Source organism: Oceanicola sp. S124 (assembly GCF_000220565.1).
Classification (GTDB): Bacteria; Pseudomonadota; Alphaproteobacteria; order Rhodobacterales; family Rhodobacteraceae; genus Pseudooceanicola.
In genome coordinates this window covers 1-12176 of record NZ_AFPM01000020.1, presented here as the reverse complement: position 1 = coordinate 12176, position 12176 = coordinate 1, and the positions used below count along the sequence as shown (strand labels likewise).

Annotated in this window: 13 protein-coding genes; 5 read left to right on the top strand and 8 right to left on the bottom strand. The window is 67.6% G+C overall.

The features are described from left to right. Positions 1 to 2: 2 nt before the first annotated feature. The 5 genes from OS124_RS0102290 to OS124_RS0102270 all read left to right on the top strand — a co-directional run bounded on the left by OS124_RS0102290 (position 3) and on the right by OS124_RS0102270 (position 6198). Positions 3 to 1040 carry a glycosyltransferase family 2 protein gene (locus OS124_RS0102290; protein ID WP_010137682.1) on the top strand — a complete coding sequence of 346 codons (1038 nt, stop codon included), beginning with the start codon at positions 3 to 5 and terminating at the stop codon, positions 1038 to 1040. Positions 1041 to 1184: 144 nt separating this feature from the next. Continuing rightward, entirely contained in the window at positions 1185 to 2186 is a 1002-nt protein-coding gene (locus OS124_RS0102285) for a glycosyltransferase family 2 protein (protein WP_010137681.1), read from the top strand. Further along, positions 2183 to 3895 (top strand): DUF5927 domain-containing protein, encoded by a 1713-nt coding sequence (locus OS124_RS0102280; protein ID WP_010137680.1) that lies wholly within the window; start codon positions 2183 to 2185, stop codon positions 3893 to 3895. The genes OS124_RS0102285 and OS124_RS0102280 overlap by 4 nt, the downstream gene beginning before the upstream one ends. Continuing rightward, positions 3896 to 5302 (top strand): sulfotransferase family 2 domain-containing protein, encoded by a 1407-nt coding sequence (locus OS124_RS0102275; protein WP_010137679.1) that lies wholly within the window; start codon positions 3896 to 3898, stop codon positions 5300 to 5302. Then, positions 5293 to 6198 (top strand): DMT family transporter, encoded by a 906-nt coding sequence (locus OS124_RS0102270; protein WP_010137678.1) that lies wholly within the window; start codon positions 5293 to 5295, stop codon positions 6196 to 6198. Before OS124_RS0102275 ends, OS124_RS0102270 begins: the two co-directional genes overlap by 10 nt. On the opposite strand, the gene OS124_RS0102265 is transcribed toward OS124_RS0102270, so the two are convergent. From OS124_RS0102265 to OS124_RS0102230, 8 genes are all read right to left on the bottom strand, one after another. Continuing rightward, complete coding sequence (locus tag OS124_RS0102265; protein ID WP_010137677.1) at positions 6186 to 6650, bottom strand: PTS sugar transporter subunit IIA; 465 nt, start codon at positions 6648 to 6650, stop codon at positions 6186 to 6188. The genes OS124_RS0102270 and OS124_RS0102265 overlap by 13 nt on opposite strands. Before the next feature lie 54 nt (positions 6651 to 6704). Continuing rightward, a complete protein-coding gene (hpf, locus tag OS124_RS0102260; protein ID WP_010137676.1) occupies positions 6705 to 7274 on the bottom strand; it encodes a ribosome hibernation-promoting factor, HPF/YfiA family in 570 nt (189 codons plus the stop codon). Between the two features lie 385 nt (positions 7275 to 7659). After that, complete coding sequence (lptB, locus tag OS124_RS0102255) at positions 7660 to 8418, bottom strand: LPS export ABC transporter ATP-binding protein (protein WP_010137675.1); 759 nt, start codon at positions 8416 to 8418, stop codon at positions 7660 to 7662. A 3-nt stretch (positions 8419 to 8421) separates the two neighbouring features. After that, positions 8422 to 8952 (bottom strand): LptA/OstA family protein, encoded by a 531-nt coding sequence (locus tag OS124_RS0102250; RefSeq protein ID WP_010137674.1) that lies wholly within the window; start codon positions 8950 to 8952, stop codon positions 8422 to 8424. Further along, entirely contained in the window at positions 8949 to 9557 is a 609-nt protein-coding gene (gene lptC, locus OS124_RS0102245; RefSeq protein ID WP_010137672.1) for an LPS export ABC transporter periplasmic protein LptC, read from the bottom strand. Before lptC ends, OS124_RS0102250 begins: the two co-directional genes overlap by 4 nt. A 9-nt stretch (positions 9558 to 9566) precedes the next feature. Further along, positions 9567 to 10181, bottom strand: a complete 615-nt coding sequence (locus tag OS124_RS0102240; RefSeq protein ID WP_010137671.1) for a ribonuclease D — start codon at positions 10179 to 10181, stop codon at positions 9567 to 9569. 215 nt (positions 10182 to 10396) lie between these two features. Next, positions 10397 to 11125, bottom strand: a complete 729-nt coding sequence (locus OS124_RS0102235) for a sulfite exporter TauE/SafE family protein (protein ID WP_010137670.1) — start codon at positions 11123 to 11125, stop codon at positions 10397 to 10399. Then, the coding region (locus OS124_RS0102230) for an aldehyde dehydrogenase family protein (protein ID WP_010137669.1) at positions 11125 to 12176 on the bottom strand (1052 nt) is incomplete at its 5' end. The genes OS124_RS0102235 and OS124_RS0102230, both read right to left, overlap by 1 nt.

Here is a 12176-nt window from a genome sequence, read left to right as displayed (position 1 = left end):
AAGTGAGCCGCGGCGCCGGGATGGACCCCGGCCCGCCGCCCCGCCTTGGCGCCGCGCGGCGCTATCGGTTGCGCCTGTTGCGGCGTCGCCTGTTGTGGCGTTCCCTGCGGGCCCGGCATCAGCTGCGCCCGCTGGCCGACCGCACCGACAGCATCCGCCCCGGCGCCGTGCTGCTGGTCGCCTGCCTGCGCAACGAGGCGCTGCGGCTGCCCTATTTCCTGACCCACTACCGCGCCATGGGGGTGACCCATTTCCTGCTGGTGGACAACGACAGCCAGGACGGGTCGCCCGCCTGGCTGGCTGATCATGGCGATGTCTCGATCTGGCAGACCGGCGCCAGCTACCGCGCCGCGCGCTTCGGGATGGACTGGCTGGGCTGGCTGCTGATGCGCTACGGCCATGGCCACTGGTGCCTGACCGTGGATGCCGACGAGCTGCTGCTGACCCCTGGGATGCAGCGCCTGCCCGACCTTGCCGCTCGACTGCAGGACATGGGCCGCGAGGCCATGGGCGCGCTGATGCTCGACCTCTGCCCCGAGGGTCCGCTGGGCACCGGCATCCACGCACCGGGGCAGGATCCGACGCAGATCCTGACCCATTTCGATGCCGGCCCCTTCCGCGCCCGCTGGCAGGCGCGGCATGGCAATCTCTGGCTGCAGGGCGGGTTGCGCGAAAGGGTCTTCTTCGCCGATGATCCCGACCGCGGCCCGACGCTGAACAAGCTGCCGCTGGTGCGCTGGAATCGCCGCTTCGCCTACCTGAATTCGACCCATTCGATCCTGCCCGCGCGGCTCAATGCGCTTTATGCCGGGCCGGCGGGGCCCTTGCCTTCGGGGGTGTTGCTGCATACCAAGTTCCTGCCCGACAGCCCCGCCCGCGCCCGCGAGGAACGCCGGCGACGCGAGCATTTCGGCCAGCCCGAGCTGTTCGACCCCTATTACCTCGCCATCGCCGGGGGGGCGCTGCTGACGGGGCCGGACAGCCGGGCCTACGAGGGCCCCGAGCAGCTGGAGGCCCTGGGCCTGATGCGCCGGGCGTGATGTTTCGGGCCTGATTGCCCCGCCGCCGGGGCAAGTTCCACCTTTCAGCGCCTTCTGTTTTCATAGAGAATTGGATCGTAGACTGATCGGAACAAACGCCGGGCCCGCAGGCGCCGCCCGTGCAGGAGCGATGCCTTGGGTTGGATGGATGCCTACAGACTGGGACGCGAGAGGCGGTTCCTCCTCTATCGTGCCCTGCGCAGGCGTCATCAGCTTTCGGCCGTGAAGAACCGCGCCCGCAAGATCCGCCGGCGCGACATCCTGGCCTTCTCGACCCTGCGCAACGAACGCATCCGGCTGCCCTATTTCCTGGACTACTACCGCGAGATGGGGGTGAACCATTTCCTCTTCGTCGACAATGACAGCACCGATGGCTCGCGCGAGTACCTCGCCGGGCAGGAGGACTGCTCGGTCTGGACGACGCAGGCCAGCTACCGGCAATCGCGCTTCGGCATGGACTGGATCAACTGGCTTCTGATGCGCTACGGCCACGAGCACTGGTGCCTGACCGTCGATCCCGACGAGTTCTTCGTCTATCCCTTCTGCGATACCCGCCCCATGGCGGCGCTCTGCGACTGGCTGGACGCCTGCGAGATCCGCTCGTTCTCGGCCATGCTGCTGGACATGTATCCCAAGGGCCCGCTGACTGCGCAGCCCTACCACGAGGGGCAGGACCCGCTGGAAATCGCCAGCTGGTTCGATGCCGGCAACTACACGATCAACCGCAACTGGAAACACGGCAACCTGTGGATCCAGGGCGGGCCCCGGATGCGGATCTTCTTCGACGAGGATCCCTGGAAGGCCCCGGCGCTGAACAAGATCCCGCTGGTGCGCTGGAACCGGCACTATGCCTACAGCTCGTCCACCCATTCGCTGCTGCCGCGCGGGCTGAACCTGGTCTTCGACGAATGGGGCGGGGAAAAGGCCTCGGGGGCGTTGCTGCACACCAAGTTTCTCGACACCTTCACAGCCAAGGCCGAAGAAGAGCTTGAGCGCGGCCAGCACTACGGCAATTCGCGCGAGTATATCGCCTATCACGAGACCCTGCGCGAGGATCCCGACCTCTGGTGCAAGTGGAGCGAGAAATACATCAACTGGCGCCAGCTCGAGATTCTCGGGCTGATGTCCAAGGGGAACTGGGCATGAGCGTCGGCGTCGTCATGCTGGTGCATACCGCGCTGCGGCGGGCCGAACAGGTGGCGCGCCACTGGTCCGCGGCCGGCTGTCCGGTGGTGATCCACTGCGACGCCAATGTGCCCGATCACCGGTTCCGCCCCTTCCGCGAGGCGCTGCAGGACGTGCCCGGCATACGCTTCTCGACCCGGCACAGCTGCAGCTGGGGCACCTGGGGCATCGTTGCGGCCACCCAGGATGCCTGCGAGCTGCTGCTGCGCGAGAATGCCGAGGTGCGCCATGTCTTCCTGTCCTCCGGCTCGTGCCTGCCGTTGCGCCCGGTCGAAGAGCTGAAGACCTACCTTGCCGCCCGTCCGCGCACAGATTTCATCGAAAGCGCCACCACGTCGGATGTGCCCTGGACCGTCGGCGGGCTGGACGAAGAGCGTTTCACCCTGCGGTTTCCCTTCTCGTGGCGCACGCAGCGGCGCGCCTTCGACTGGTACGTCAACTTCCAGCGCCGGGTCGGCTTCCGCCGTCGCATCCCGGCGGGCATCGTGCCGCACCTGGGCAGCCAGTGGTGGTGCCTGACCCGTCAGACCCTCTCGGCGATCCTGGAGGATCCGCAGCGGCGCGAGTACGACCGCTATTTCCGCAAGGTCTGGATCCCTGACGAAAGCTACTTTCAGACCCTCGCCCGCAAGTACTCGGCCCATATAGAGAGCCGCTCGCTGACGCTGTCGAAGTTCGATTTCCAGGGCAAGCCGCATATCTTCTACGACGATCACCTGCAGCTGCTGCGCCGCTCGGACTGCTTCGTCGCCCGCAAGATCTGGCCCCATGCCAACCGCCTCTACCGCGCCTTCCTGACCGACCCCGAGGGCGCCATGCAGCGGCGCGAGCCCAACCCCGGCAAGATCGACCGGATCTTCTCGAAGGCGTCCGAGCGGCGAACCCGGGGGCGCAGCGGTCTCTACATGCAGTCGCGGTTCCCCCGCGAGGGCTGGGAGGGCGGGCTTACCGGGGCACAATACTCGGTCTTCCAGGGCTTCTCCGAGCTGTTCGAGGATTTCGAGGGCTGGCTGTCGCGGACCACGGGGTGCCGGGTGCATGGCCAGCTGTTCGGCCCCGGCGACGCCGAATTCGCCGGCGGTCAGCCGGTGATCAACGGCGCGCTGACGGCCAAGGCGGCGCTGCGCGACCACGCGCCGCGTGCCTTCCTGACCAACCTGATCTGGAACACCCGGGGCGAGCGCCAGGCCTTTCAGTATTCGCCCCGTGCCAGCCAGGCGGTGGCCTGGGACATGGCCAAGGACGGCAATGCGCAGATCTCGGTGATCTCGGGCGCCTGGGCCGTGCCGCTCTACCTGTCGAACCGCAACTTCGGCGTGCTGCGCAAGGAGGCCGCCCGGCTGCAACGGATCGAGAGCGAGTTCATCGACGCGCTGCGCTCTCCCTGGGCGCGGGCCCGGGTCAACATCTGGACCATGGCGGAATTCGTCGAAGCCCCGATGGAGCCCCTGCAGATCGTGGTCGACGAGATGGGCATGCGCACCGCGCGGCGCCTGTCCGAGGTACCCCGGATGCGCAACTTCGCAGGCTTCGGCCAGTTCCTGCAGAACCTCAAGAACCAGGGGATGCATCCCCATCTCATGGGCGACTTTCCCGTCGACGACGGCGATCCCGCGCCCCGCAAGGACCCCGATGGCAAGCAGCGCCGTCCCTATCTGATCAAGAAATAGATGCCGCAGTTCGATTACTTCATCCTTCTCGCCGAGATGCGCACCGGCTCGAACCTGCTCGAGGCGCATCTGAACGCGCTCGATGGCGTCGCCTGCCTGGGCGAGGTCTTCAACCCGGTCTTCATCGCCTATCCCAATGCTGACGAGTGCCTCGGCATCGACAAGGCGGCGCGGGATGCCGACCCGCTGGCGCTGATAGAGGCGATCCGTAGCGCAGAGGGGCTGAACGGTTTCCGCTTCTTCCATGACCATGACCAGAGGGTCCTGGAACTGGCCCTGGCCGATCCGCGCTGCGCCAAGATCGTGCTGAGCCGCAATCCGGCGGAAAGCTACGTCAGCTTCAAGATCGCCCAGGCGACCGGCCAGTGGAAGCTGACCGACGTGCGCCGGCGCAAGGAAGAGCGCGTCACCTTCGACGCGGATGAGTTCGAGGCCCACCTGGAGGCGCTGCAATCCTTCCAGCTGCGCGTCATGCGCGCTCTTCAGGTCACCGGCCAGACGGCCTTCTACATCGACTACGAAGACCTCCAGAGCCTCGATGTGCTCAACGGGCTGGCGTCTTACCTGGGCGTCGGGGCGCGGCTGTCAGACCTTGGGCAGAAGCTGAAGGTGCAGAACCCCGAGCCACTGTCCGAGAAGGTCGGGAATTTCGACCAGATGGCCGAGACGCTGGCGCGGCTGGATCGCTTCAACCTGTCCCGCACCCCGAACTTCGAGCCCCGGCGCGGGCCACAGGTGCCCAGCTTCATCGCCGGGGAGGCGGCGCCGCTGCTCTACATGCCCATCAAGGGCGGGCCCGAGCGGCAGGTGACGCAATGGCTGGCCGCGCTCGAGGGCGGGCGACCGAAGGACCTGCACCGCAAGCTTGGCCAGAAGGAGCTGCGCCAGTGGATGCGCGCCCGGCCCGGGCATCGCAGCTTCACCGTGCTGCGTCATCCTGTGGCCCGTGCCCATGCGGTGTTCTGCGACAAGATCCTGGGCGGCGGCTTTGCCGAGATCCGCAAGATCCTGCGCCAGCGCTACAAGCTGCCGATCCCCGGCACGCCGGGCGGTGCCTACGCGCTGGACCAGCACCGCGAGGCCTTCCTGGGCTTCCTCGGTTTCCTAAAGGCCAACCTGGCGCAGCAGACCGGGCTGCGCATCGACCCGCACTGGGCCAGCCAGGCCGCGGTGATCGAGGGCTTCGGCCAGTTCTGTCCCCCCGACCTGGTGCTGCGCGAAGAGGAGCTGCCGGAAGAGCTGGCGCGTCTTGCGTCCCGCTGTGGTCACTCTGTCCCTGCGTTGCCGGAAGGGCCGCAGGACAGCCCCTTCACGCTGGCGCAGATCTACGACGCGCAGATCGAGGCGGCGGCGGCCGAGGCCTATGCGCGCGACTACCTGCTGTTCGGCTTCGCACCTTGGCGATAGGGGCGCCTGAGGGTCAGCGGGCCGGCATCCTGCTGCGCCTGCTGTCGGTCTTCCTCGTCACGGTGATGTCGGCGCTGGTCTATGCGGTCGGGAAAGAGGCCTCTCTGGGGCAGATCATGTTCTGGCGCTCGGCCGTGGCGCTGGTGCCGATCTGTCTCTGGCTGGCGCTGCGCGGTGATTTCCCGCGCGGGCTTGGAACCCGCAGGCCGGGCCTGCACCTGACGCGCGGTCTCTTCGGGGCTGCGGCGATGGCGATGTCCTTCCTGTCGCTGGTCTGGCTGCCGGTGGCCAATGCCCTGGCGCTGACCTACCTCGCGCCGGTGCTCAGCCTGCCGATGGCGGCGCTGCTGCTGGCAGAGCGCCCGGGGCCGCGGCTGTACCTGGCGGTCGGGCTGGGCGTGGCGGGGATGCTGCTGATCCTCTGGCAAAGCCTGCAACTTCCCGGGCAGACGGCGCATTGGGGGATCGCGGCGGGGCTGGGCTATGCGGTGACCATGGCTTTCGTGCGGGTACACATAAAGGCCATGACGCGGACCGAGAGCACGGCCGCCATCGCCTTCTGGTTCGCGGTGGTCTGCGCCGGGATCGGACTGGCGGCGGATCCCTCTCCGCTGGCGGGACCGGACCGGGGCGCGCTGGCGCTGCTGGTCGCGGCGGGTCTGATCGGAGGGGCCGGGCATATCGCCTCGACCGAGGCGGTGCGGCGGGCGCCGGTCTCGGCCGTGGCACCCTATGACTTCACCGGGCTGGTCTGGGCCCTGGGCATCGACCTTGCGGTCTGGGGCCTGCTGCCCGGCTGGACCGGGCTGGCAGGCATGGCGGTGATCCTGGTGGCGGCGCTGATCGCCTCGGGCGTCCTGTCCTGGCCGCGCCGGGGGCGCGATCAGGCGGCCTGAACGTTCTGGTCCGAGGTCAGCAGGGCATAGAGCGTGCCCGCATCCGGGTTGGCGCGCAGCTTGCGGCACAGATCCGCGTCGCGCAGCGAGCGCGAGACGAGGGCCAGGGCCTTCAGGTGATCGACGCCGGCGTCCTGCGGTGCGAGCAGGGCAAAGACCAGGTCGACCGGCTGGCGGTCGATGGCATCGAAGTCGACGGGTTTTTCCAGCAGGATGAAGCAGCCCTGGACCGATTCCAGGCCGTCCAGCCGCGCATGGGGCAGGGCGATGCCGTGGCCGACACCGGTCGGCCCCAGCGATTCGCGTTCCTGCAGCGCTTCGACGACGCGGGACTGGTTCAGCGCCAGCACCGAATGGGCCAGCTCGCCGACGTCATGCAACAGACGCTTCTTGCTCGAAGCCGAGGCGATCACCTTGATCGCCTCGGGCTTGAGGATCTGTGACAGTTTCATTCTGCCTCACGCTATTTCGGGCGGCCCCCCACGCGGCGGGGCACCTTGGGCCCTCTAGCTACGCGGATCGATCCAGCCAATATTTCCATCGTCGCGGCGGTAGACCACGTTCAACCCGTTCTTGCCTTCGTTGCGGAACACCAGCACCGGGGCACCGGCAAGTTCCATCTGCATCACAGCCTCGCCGACGGACAGCGACGGGATCCGGGTTTCCATCTCCGCCACGATGACGGGTTGCAGGCTTTCCGGTTCAGGCTCCAGGCTTTCTTGATCCGAGGCGAGGATATACGAGGAGGCCTCGAGAATTTCAACCGGGGTTGCCCGCGTTTTGTGGTGGTCCTTCAACCGGCGCTTGTAGCGCCGCAGCTGCTTCTCCATCTTGTCGCAGCATTTCTCGAAAGCGGCGTAAATCTCGGTGGAATTCGCCTTCGCCTGGGCGGTCAGCCCGGTCGAGAGATGCACGGTGGTCTCGCAGGTATATTCGTGGGCGTCCTTGGAGAAGGTCACGCTCGCGTCGGTCGGGCGCTCGGCGTATTTGCCGATGGCCGTAGCCACCCCGTCCTTGACGTGGGTTTGCAGCGCATCGCCGATATCAATCTGCTTGCCGGTGATCTTGTAACGCATTCCGTCTCCTCTCATGACATTTCGGGCGTCGGCCGGCGCGGCGGGGCCGCGCGGCTCAGGCTCGAATGCTGCGGAAAATCGACAGGTTGCGACGCGGGATCGAAGGCCAATATCCGGCGGTTCCGCAGGGGCGGACAGACGGGACGGGTTCGGCGTGTCGCAAAGCTGTCATGCAACCATTTGACGAGGGAAAGGCCCGGTCTGTCAATCAAATCCGGTGGCGGTGCTTGCCAAGGCGTATCACCGCCCGGTTGCGCCTTTGCGCAGGCTTTGTTCCGCCGAATCAATCGGTTGTGACCAATGGGCCCCTTGAACGGACCGCCCGCGCACGCGCGGAAGTGACACAGATCGCGCCAATTCGAGGAAAAGGGCCGGCCGGCAAACCTCAGCTGATGCGGAAGGAATCGCCCAGGTAGACGCGGCGCACATTGTCGTTCTGCACCACCTCGTCGGGGGTGCCCGACATCAGCACCTTGCCGTCATGCAGGATATAGGCGCGGTCGACGATCTCCAGTGTCTCGCGGACGTTGTGATCGGTGATCAGCACGCCGATGCCACGGGTCTTCAGGTCGGCGACCAGGTGGCGGATATCGGCGACCGAGATCGGGTCGACCCCGGCGAAGGGTTCATCCAGCAGAAGGTACTTGGGTTCGGCGGCGAGGCAGCGGGCGATTTCCACCCGGCGGCGTTCCCCGCCCGACAGGGCCATGGCCGGGGCGCGGCGCAGGTGCTCGATCGAGAACTCCGACAGCAGCTCTTCCAGCCGTTCGCGGCGCTTGTGGCGGTCGGAATGGGTGATGTCGAGAATCGAGGCGATATTGTCCTCGACATTCATGCCGCGGAAGATCGACATCTCCTGCGGCAGGTAGCCGATGCCCAGCTTGGCGCGGCGGTACATCGGCAGGCCGGTCACGTCGGTGCCGTCCAGAATCACCTTGCCGCCTTCGGGAATCACCAGCCCGGCGATGGAATAGAAAGACGTCGTCTTGCCGGAACCGTTCGGCCCCAGCAGGGCGACGACCTCGCCCCGGTCCAGCGTCATCGAGACGTCGCGGATCACCACGCGCTTGCGGTAGGCCTTGCGCAGGGACTGGATGCGCAGACCCTGCCGGCCTTCTTCCACGGTCAGTCTGGTACGGGCCAAGGTTCAGTTCCCGTCCTGGGTCAGGAAGGTCCGAACCCGGCCCTCCATCAGCGCCGTGCCGGCGTCGAGGTTGATGCGCATGCGCTCGGCCTGGATGGTCGAGGGGCCGCGCACCAGCAGCACGTCGCCGGACATCACCACATTGCCGTCGTCGACATCATAGTCGGCGCGTTCGGCCTCGGCGGCATCCTCGCCCGAGACGAGGGTGACGCCGCCGGTGGCCTCAAGTCGCTGGATACGCGACTGGTCCTCGTCGTAGATCACCTGCACCCGGGCCGCCTCCATGCGCATGCTGTCCTGTTCGACAAGGACATTGCCTTCGAAGACGGCGGATCCGTCCTCCTGGCTGACCGAGAGCGTGTCGGATTGCACCTGGATCGGGGCCGAGCTGTCCGTTTCGGTGCCGAAGGGGACCGAGGTCTGCTGCGCGGCGGCCGGCAGCGCCAGAAGGGCGAGAAGGCCGGCGACGAAAGCCAGGGGGGCGAGGCTGCGCGGCGAAAACGGGCGGGTCTGGGCTCGGATCACGGCGATCACTCCTCGGTGGTTCCGGGCCGGTATACCAGCTTCACGCCGTCGGTGAAAACCAAATAGGCTTGCCCGGTTTCCGGGTCGCTGGTCAGCCGCATGCGGCCCGCGGTGAAGCTGCCCGGCGGGCCCTCGCCACGGATCTCGCCGGGGGTTTCGGCGCGCAGTTCCTGCATGCCGATGGCGATCTCGTCGGTCTCGATCCGATAGCCGGTGGTCGAGGTGATCAGCACCGTGCCGGAAAGGGTCGCGGTATCGGCAGGCTGGTCGACCAGCCCCGCCTCGGCGGTCACGTCCAGCCCGTTGCCCGAGGTCATGTCGATGCGCGCCGCGATCTGGCTGGCATCCAGGCGGTCGTCGTCCAGCGGCAGGGCGCTCTCGGCGGTGAAGGCGATCAGGTCGCCCCCGGTCGTGGCGCCGGCGAAGCTGGGCCGGGTGACGCGCTGGCTGCGGGCGGATTCCTGCAGGTCGATGGTCGAGAAGGGGATTTCCGCCATCGGATCGCGGTTGTCCGACAGCAGGAAGAGGGTCGAGAGCAGGGCGATGGCGGCCAGCGGCAGGGCGATCCTGAGCCAGCGCATGAACCGCGATCTGGATGCCTCGCTGACAGCCATGATGCCTCCTCAGGAATGCGCGAAGATGTCGACCTCGGGCCAGCCGGCCAGGTCGAGCCTGGCCCGGGTCGGCAGGAAGTCGAAACAGGCGCGGGCGATTTCGGTGCGGCCTTCGCGGGCGAGGCGCTGGTCCAGCTTGTCGCGCAGCCGGTGCAGGTAGAGCACGTCGGAGGCGGCATAGTCGAGCTGGGCGGCGGTCAGCTCGGCGGCGCCCCAGTCGGACATCTGCTGCTGCTTGGAGATGTCGACGCCGATCAATTCCTGGGTCAGGTTCTTCAGCCCGTGGCGGTCGGTATAGGTGCGCACGAGGCGGCTGGCGATCTTGGTGCAGTAGACCGGCGCGGCGAGCGCGCCAAAGGCGTTGTACATCGCCGCGATGTCGAAGCGGCCGTAATGGAAGATCTTCAGCACCGCTGGGTCTTCCAGCATGCGGCAGAGGTTAGGGGCCTCGGTCTGGCCCTTCGCCACCTGGACGATATGGGCATTGCCGTCGCCGCCGGACATCTGGATCACGCAGAGACGGTCGCGGTGCGGGTTGAGGCCCATGGTCTCGCAGTCGATCGCCACCACCGGCCCCAGGTCCAGCCCGTCCGGCAGGTCGTTCTGATAGAGGTGGTTGGTCACGGTCGGCATCCTTCGGGCAGTTGGAAATGACTTAGGGCGTCGGGGGGACGGATGCAAATGGTGCTTGGCGGCCCCGGGGGGGCGACAGGCTGCGGTTGCGGGCTGGCCGGTCAGGTCGGCGTCTGGGGATGAGGGGGGGAGGGGGGCGCTGCCCCCCTCTTGCGCCCATGCGGGCGCAATTCACCCCCCGGAGTACTTTCAGCCTGGTGATGGGCCTAGAGGAGCCCGGCAAGACCCCGGGTCGCGGTGACGGCGGCGGTGACGCCCAGCAGGGCCGTGGCGGCCGTGCGGTAGCCGCCTTCGCCCAGCCTGTCGAAGGCGCGGCCCCCGGCCCAGGTGCCGATCAGCAGGGCAGGGAAGGCGGCAAGCGCCTGGGTGAAGGTCTCGCCATGCAGGGTGCCGGTCAGCCATAGGCCGGGCAGGGCGATCAGCGAGGTGAGGAAGAAGAAGACCATCAGCGAGGCGCGGGTCTGTTTCGCCGGGGTGCCGGTGCCGAGGAAGTAGGCGATGGCGGGCGGTCCGGGCATCGCCGCCAGCCCCGAGAACAGGCCCGAGGCGAAGCCGGCGCCGATGGCCGGGCCGGGACCCGGGGGCAGGCGGACCTTGAGGATCAGCGCCGCGAGGCCGATGGCGACGATCCCCGCCAGCACGAGGCGCATCACGTCCGCCGGCAGCAGCGTCAGCCCCCAGATGCCCAGCGGCGTGCCGAGGAGCGCGCCCGCCCCCATCAGTCCGAGCGCGCGGAATTGCACCAGCTTCCGCATCAGGGCCAGGTCGCGCAGCCCGACCATGCATTGCAGCAGGATCGCGATTGTCACCGCCTGCGCCGGGTCGAGGAACAGGCTGAGCGCCGGCACCGCCGCCAGGGCGAAGCCGAAGCCGGTCAGCCCGCGCAGCACCGCCGCCGCGAGGGTGGCGGTGCAGATCAGGACGATCTGCTCCATCAGTCGAAGTTCAGCACGATGGTCTTCAGCCGGGTGAAATGCGCCAGCATGGCCTCAAGCGAGGCCTCCTTGCCGAGCCCCGAGCGCCCGAAGCCGCCGTAGGAGACATTGGGTTGGATGGTCAGGTTCTGGTTCACCTGCACATAGCCCGCGTTCAGCCGTGCCGTGCTGTCCAGCGCCGTCGACAGCGAGGTGGTCCAGACCGAGGCGGCGAGGCCGTAGTGGGTGTCATTGGCCTTGGCGATGACCTCTTCGTAGTCGGTCCAGGCTTCGAGGTAGGCGACGGGGCCGAAGATCTCCTGCTGGATGCAGGGGTGATCGGCGGGCAGGTCCATCAGCAGGGTGGGTTGCAGGAAGAGCTCGGGCGCGAGGGCGCTGTCCTCGGGCAGCTGGCCGAAGCGGAGGACGCGGGCGCCGGGGGCTGCTTCCGCCTTGGCGACGAAATCTCGGATCACCTTCGCCTGCTTGGCGTTGATGATGGTGCCCACATCCGTGGCCTCGTCCAGCGGGTCGCCGATCTTCAGGGTGTCCAGGGCTTCGGTCAGCTGGGCCAGGAAGGGCTCCATCAGGTCGGCATGGACGTAGATGCGGCTGGCGGCGGTGCAGCTTTGCCCCTGCCGGGTGAAGCGCATTCCCGAGATGGCACCGGCGACGGCCTTGGAGAGATCCGCATCGGCGCAGACGATCATCGGGGACTTGCCGCCGAGTTCGAGGCTGACCGGGATGATCTTCTTGGCGGCGGCCTCGTAGACGGCCTGACCCACGGCCTCGGAGCCGGTGAAGGTGATCTTGGCGACCTTCGGGTGGGCGCAGAGGGGCGCGCCGCAGGCCGCGCCGGTGCCGTTGATCACGTTCACCGTGCCCGCGGGCAGGACCTGCGCGATCAGGTCGACCATGGCGAAGGTGGCGAAGGGGGCCTCTTCGGAGGCCTTCACCACCACCGTGTTGCCGGCGACCAGCGCGGGGGCGATCTTCAGCATCATCAGCACCAAGGGCACGTTCCAGGGCAGGATCGCGCCGACCACGCCGAGCGGTCGCGGATCGTGGTGGT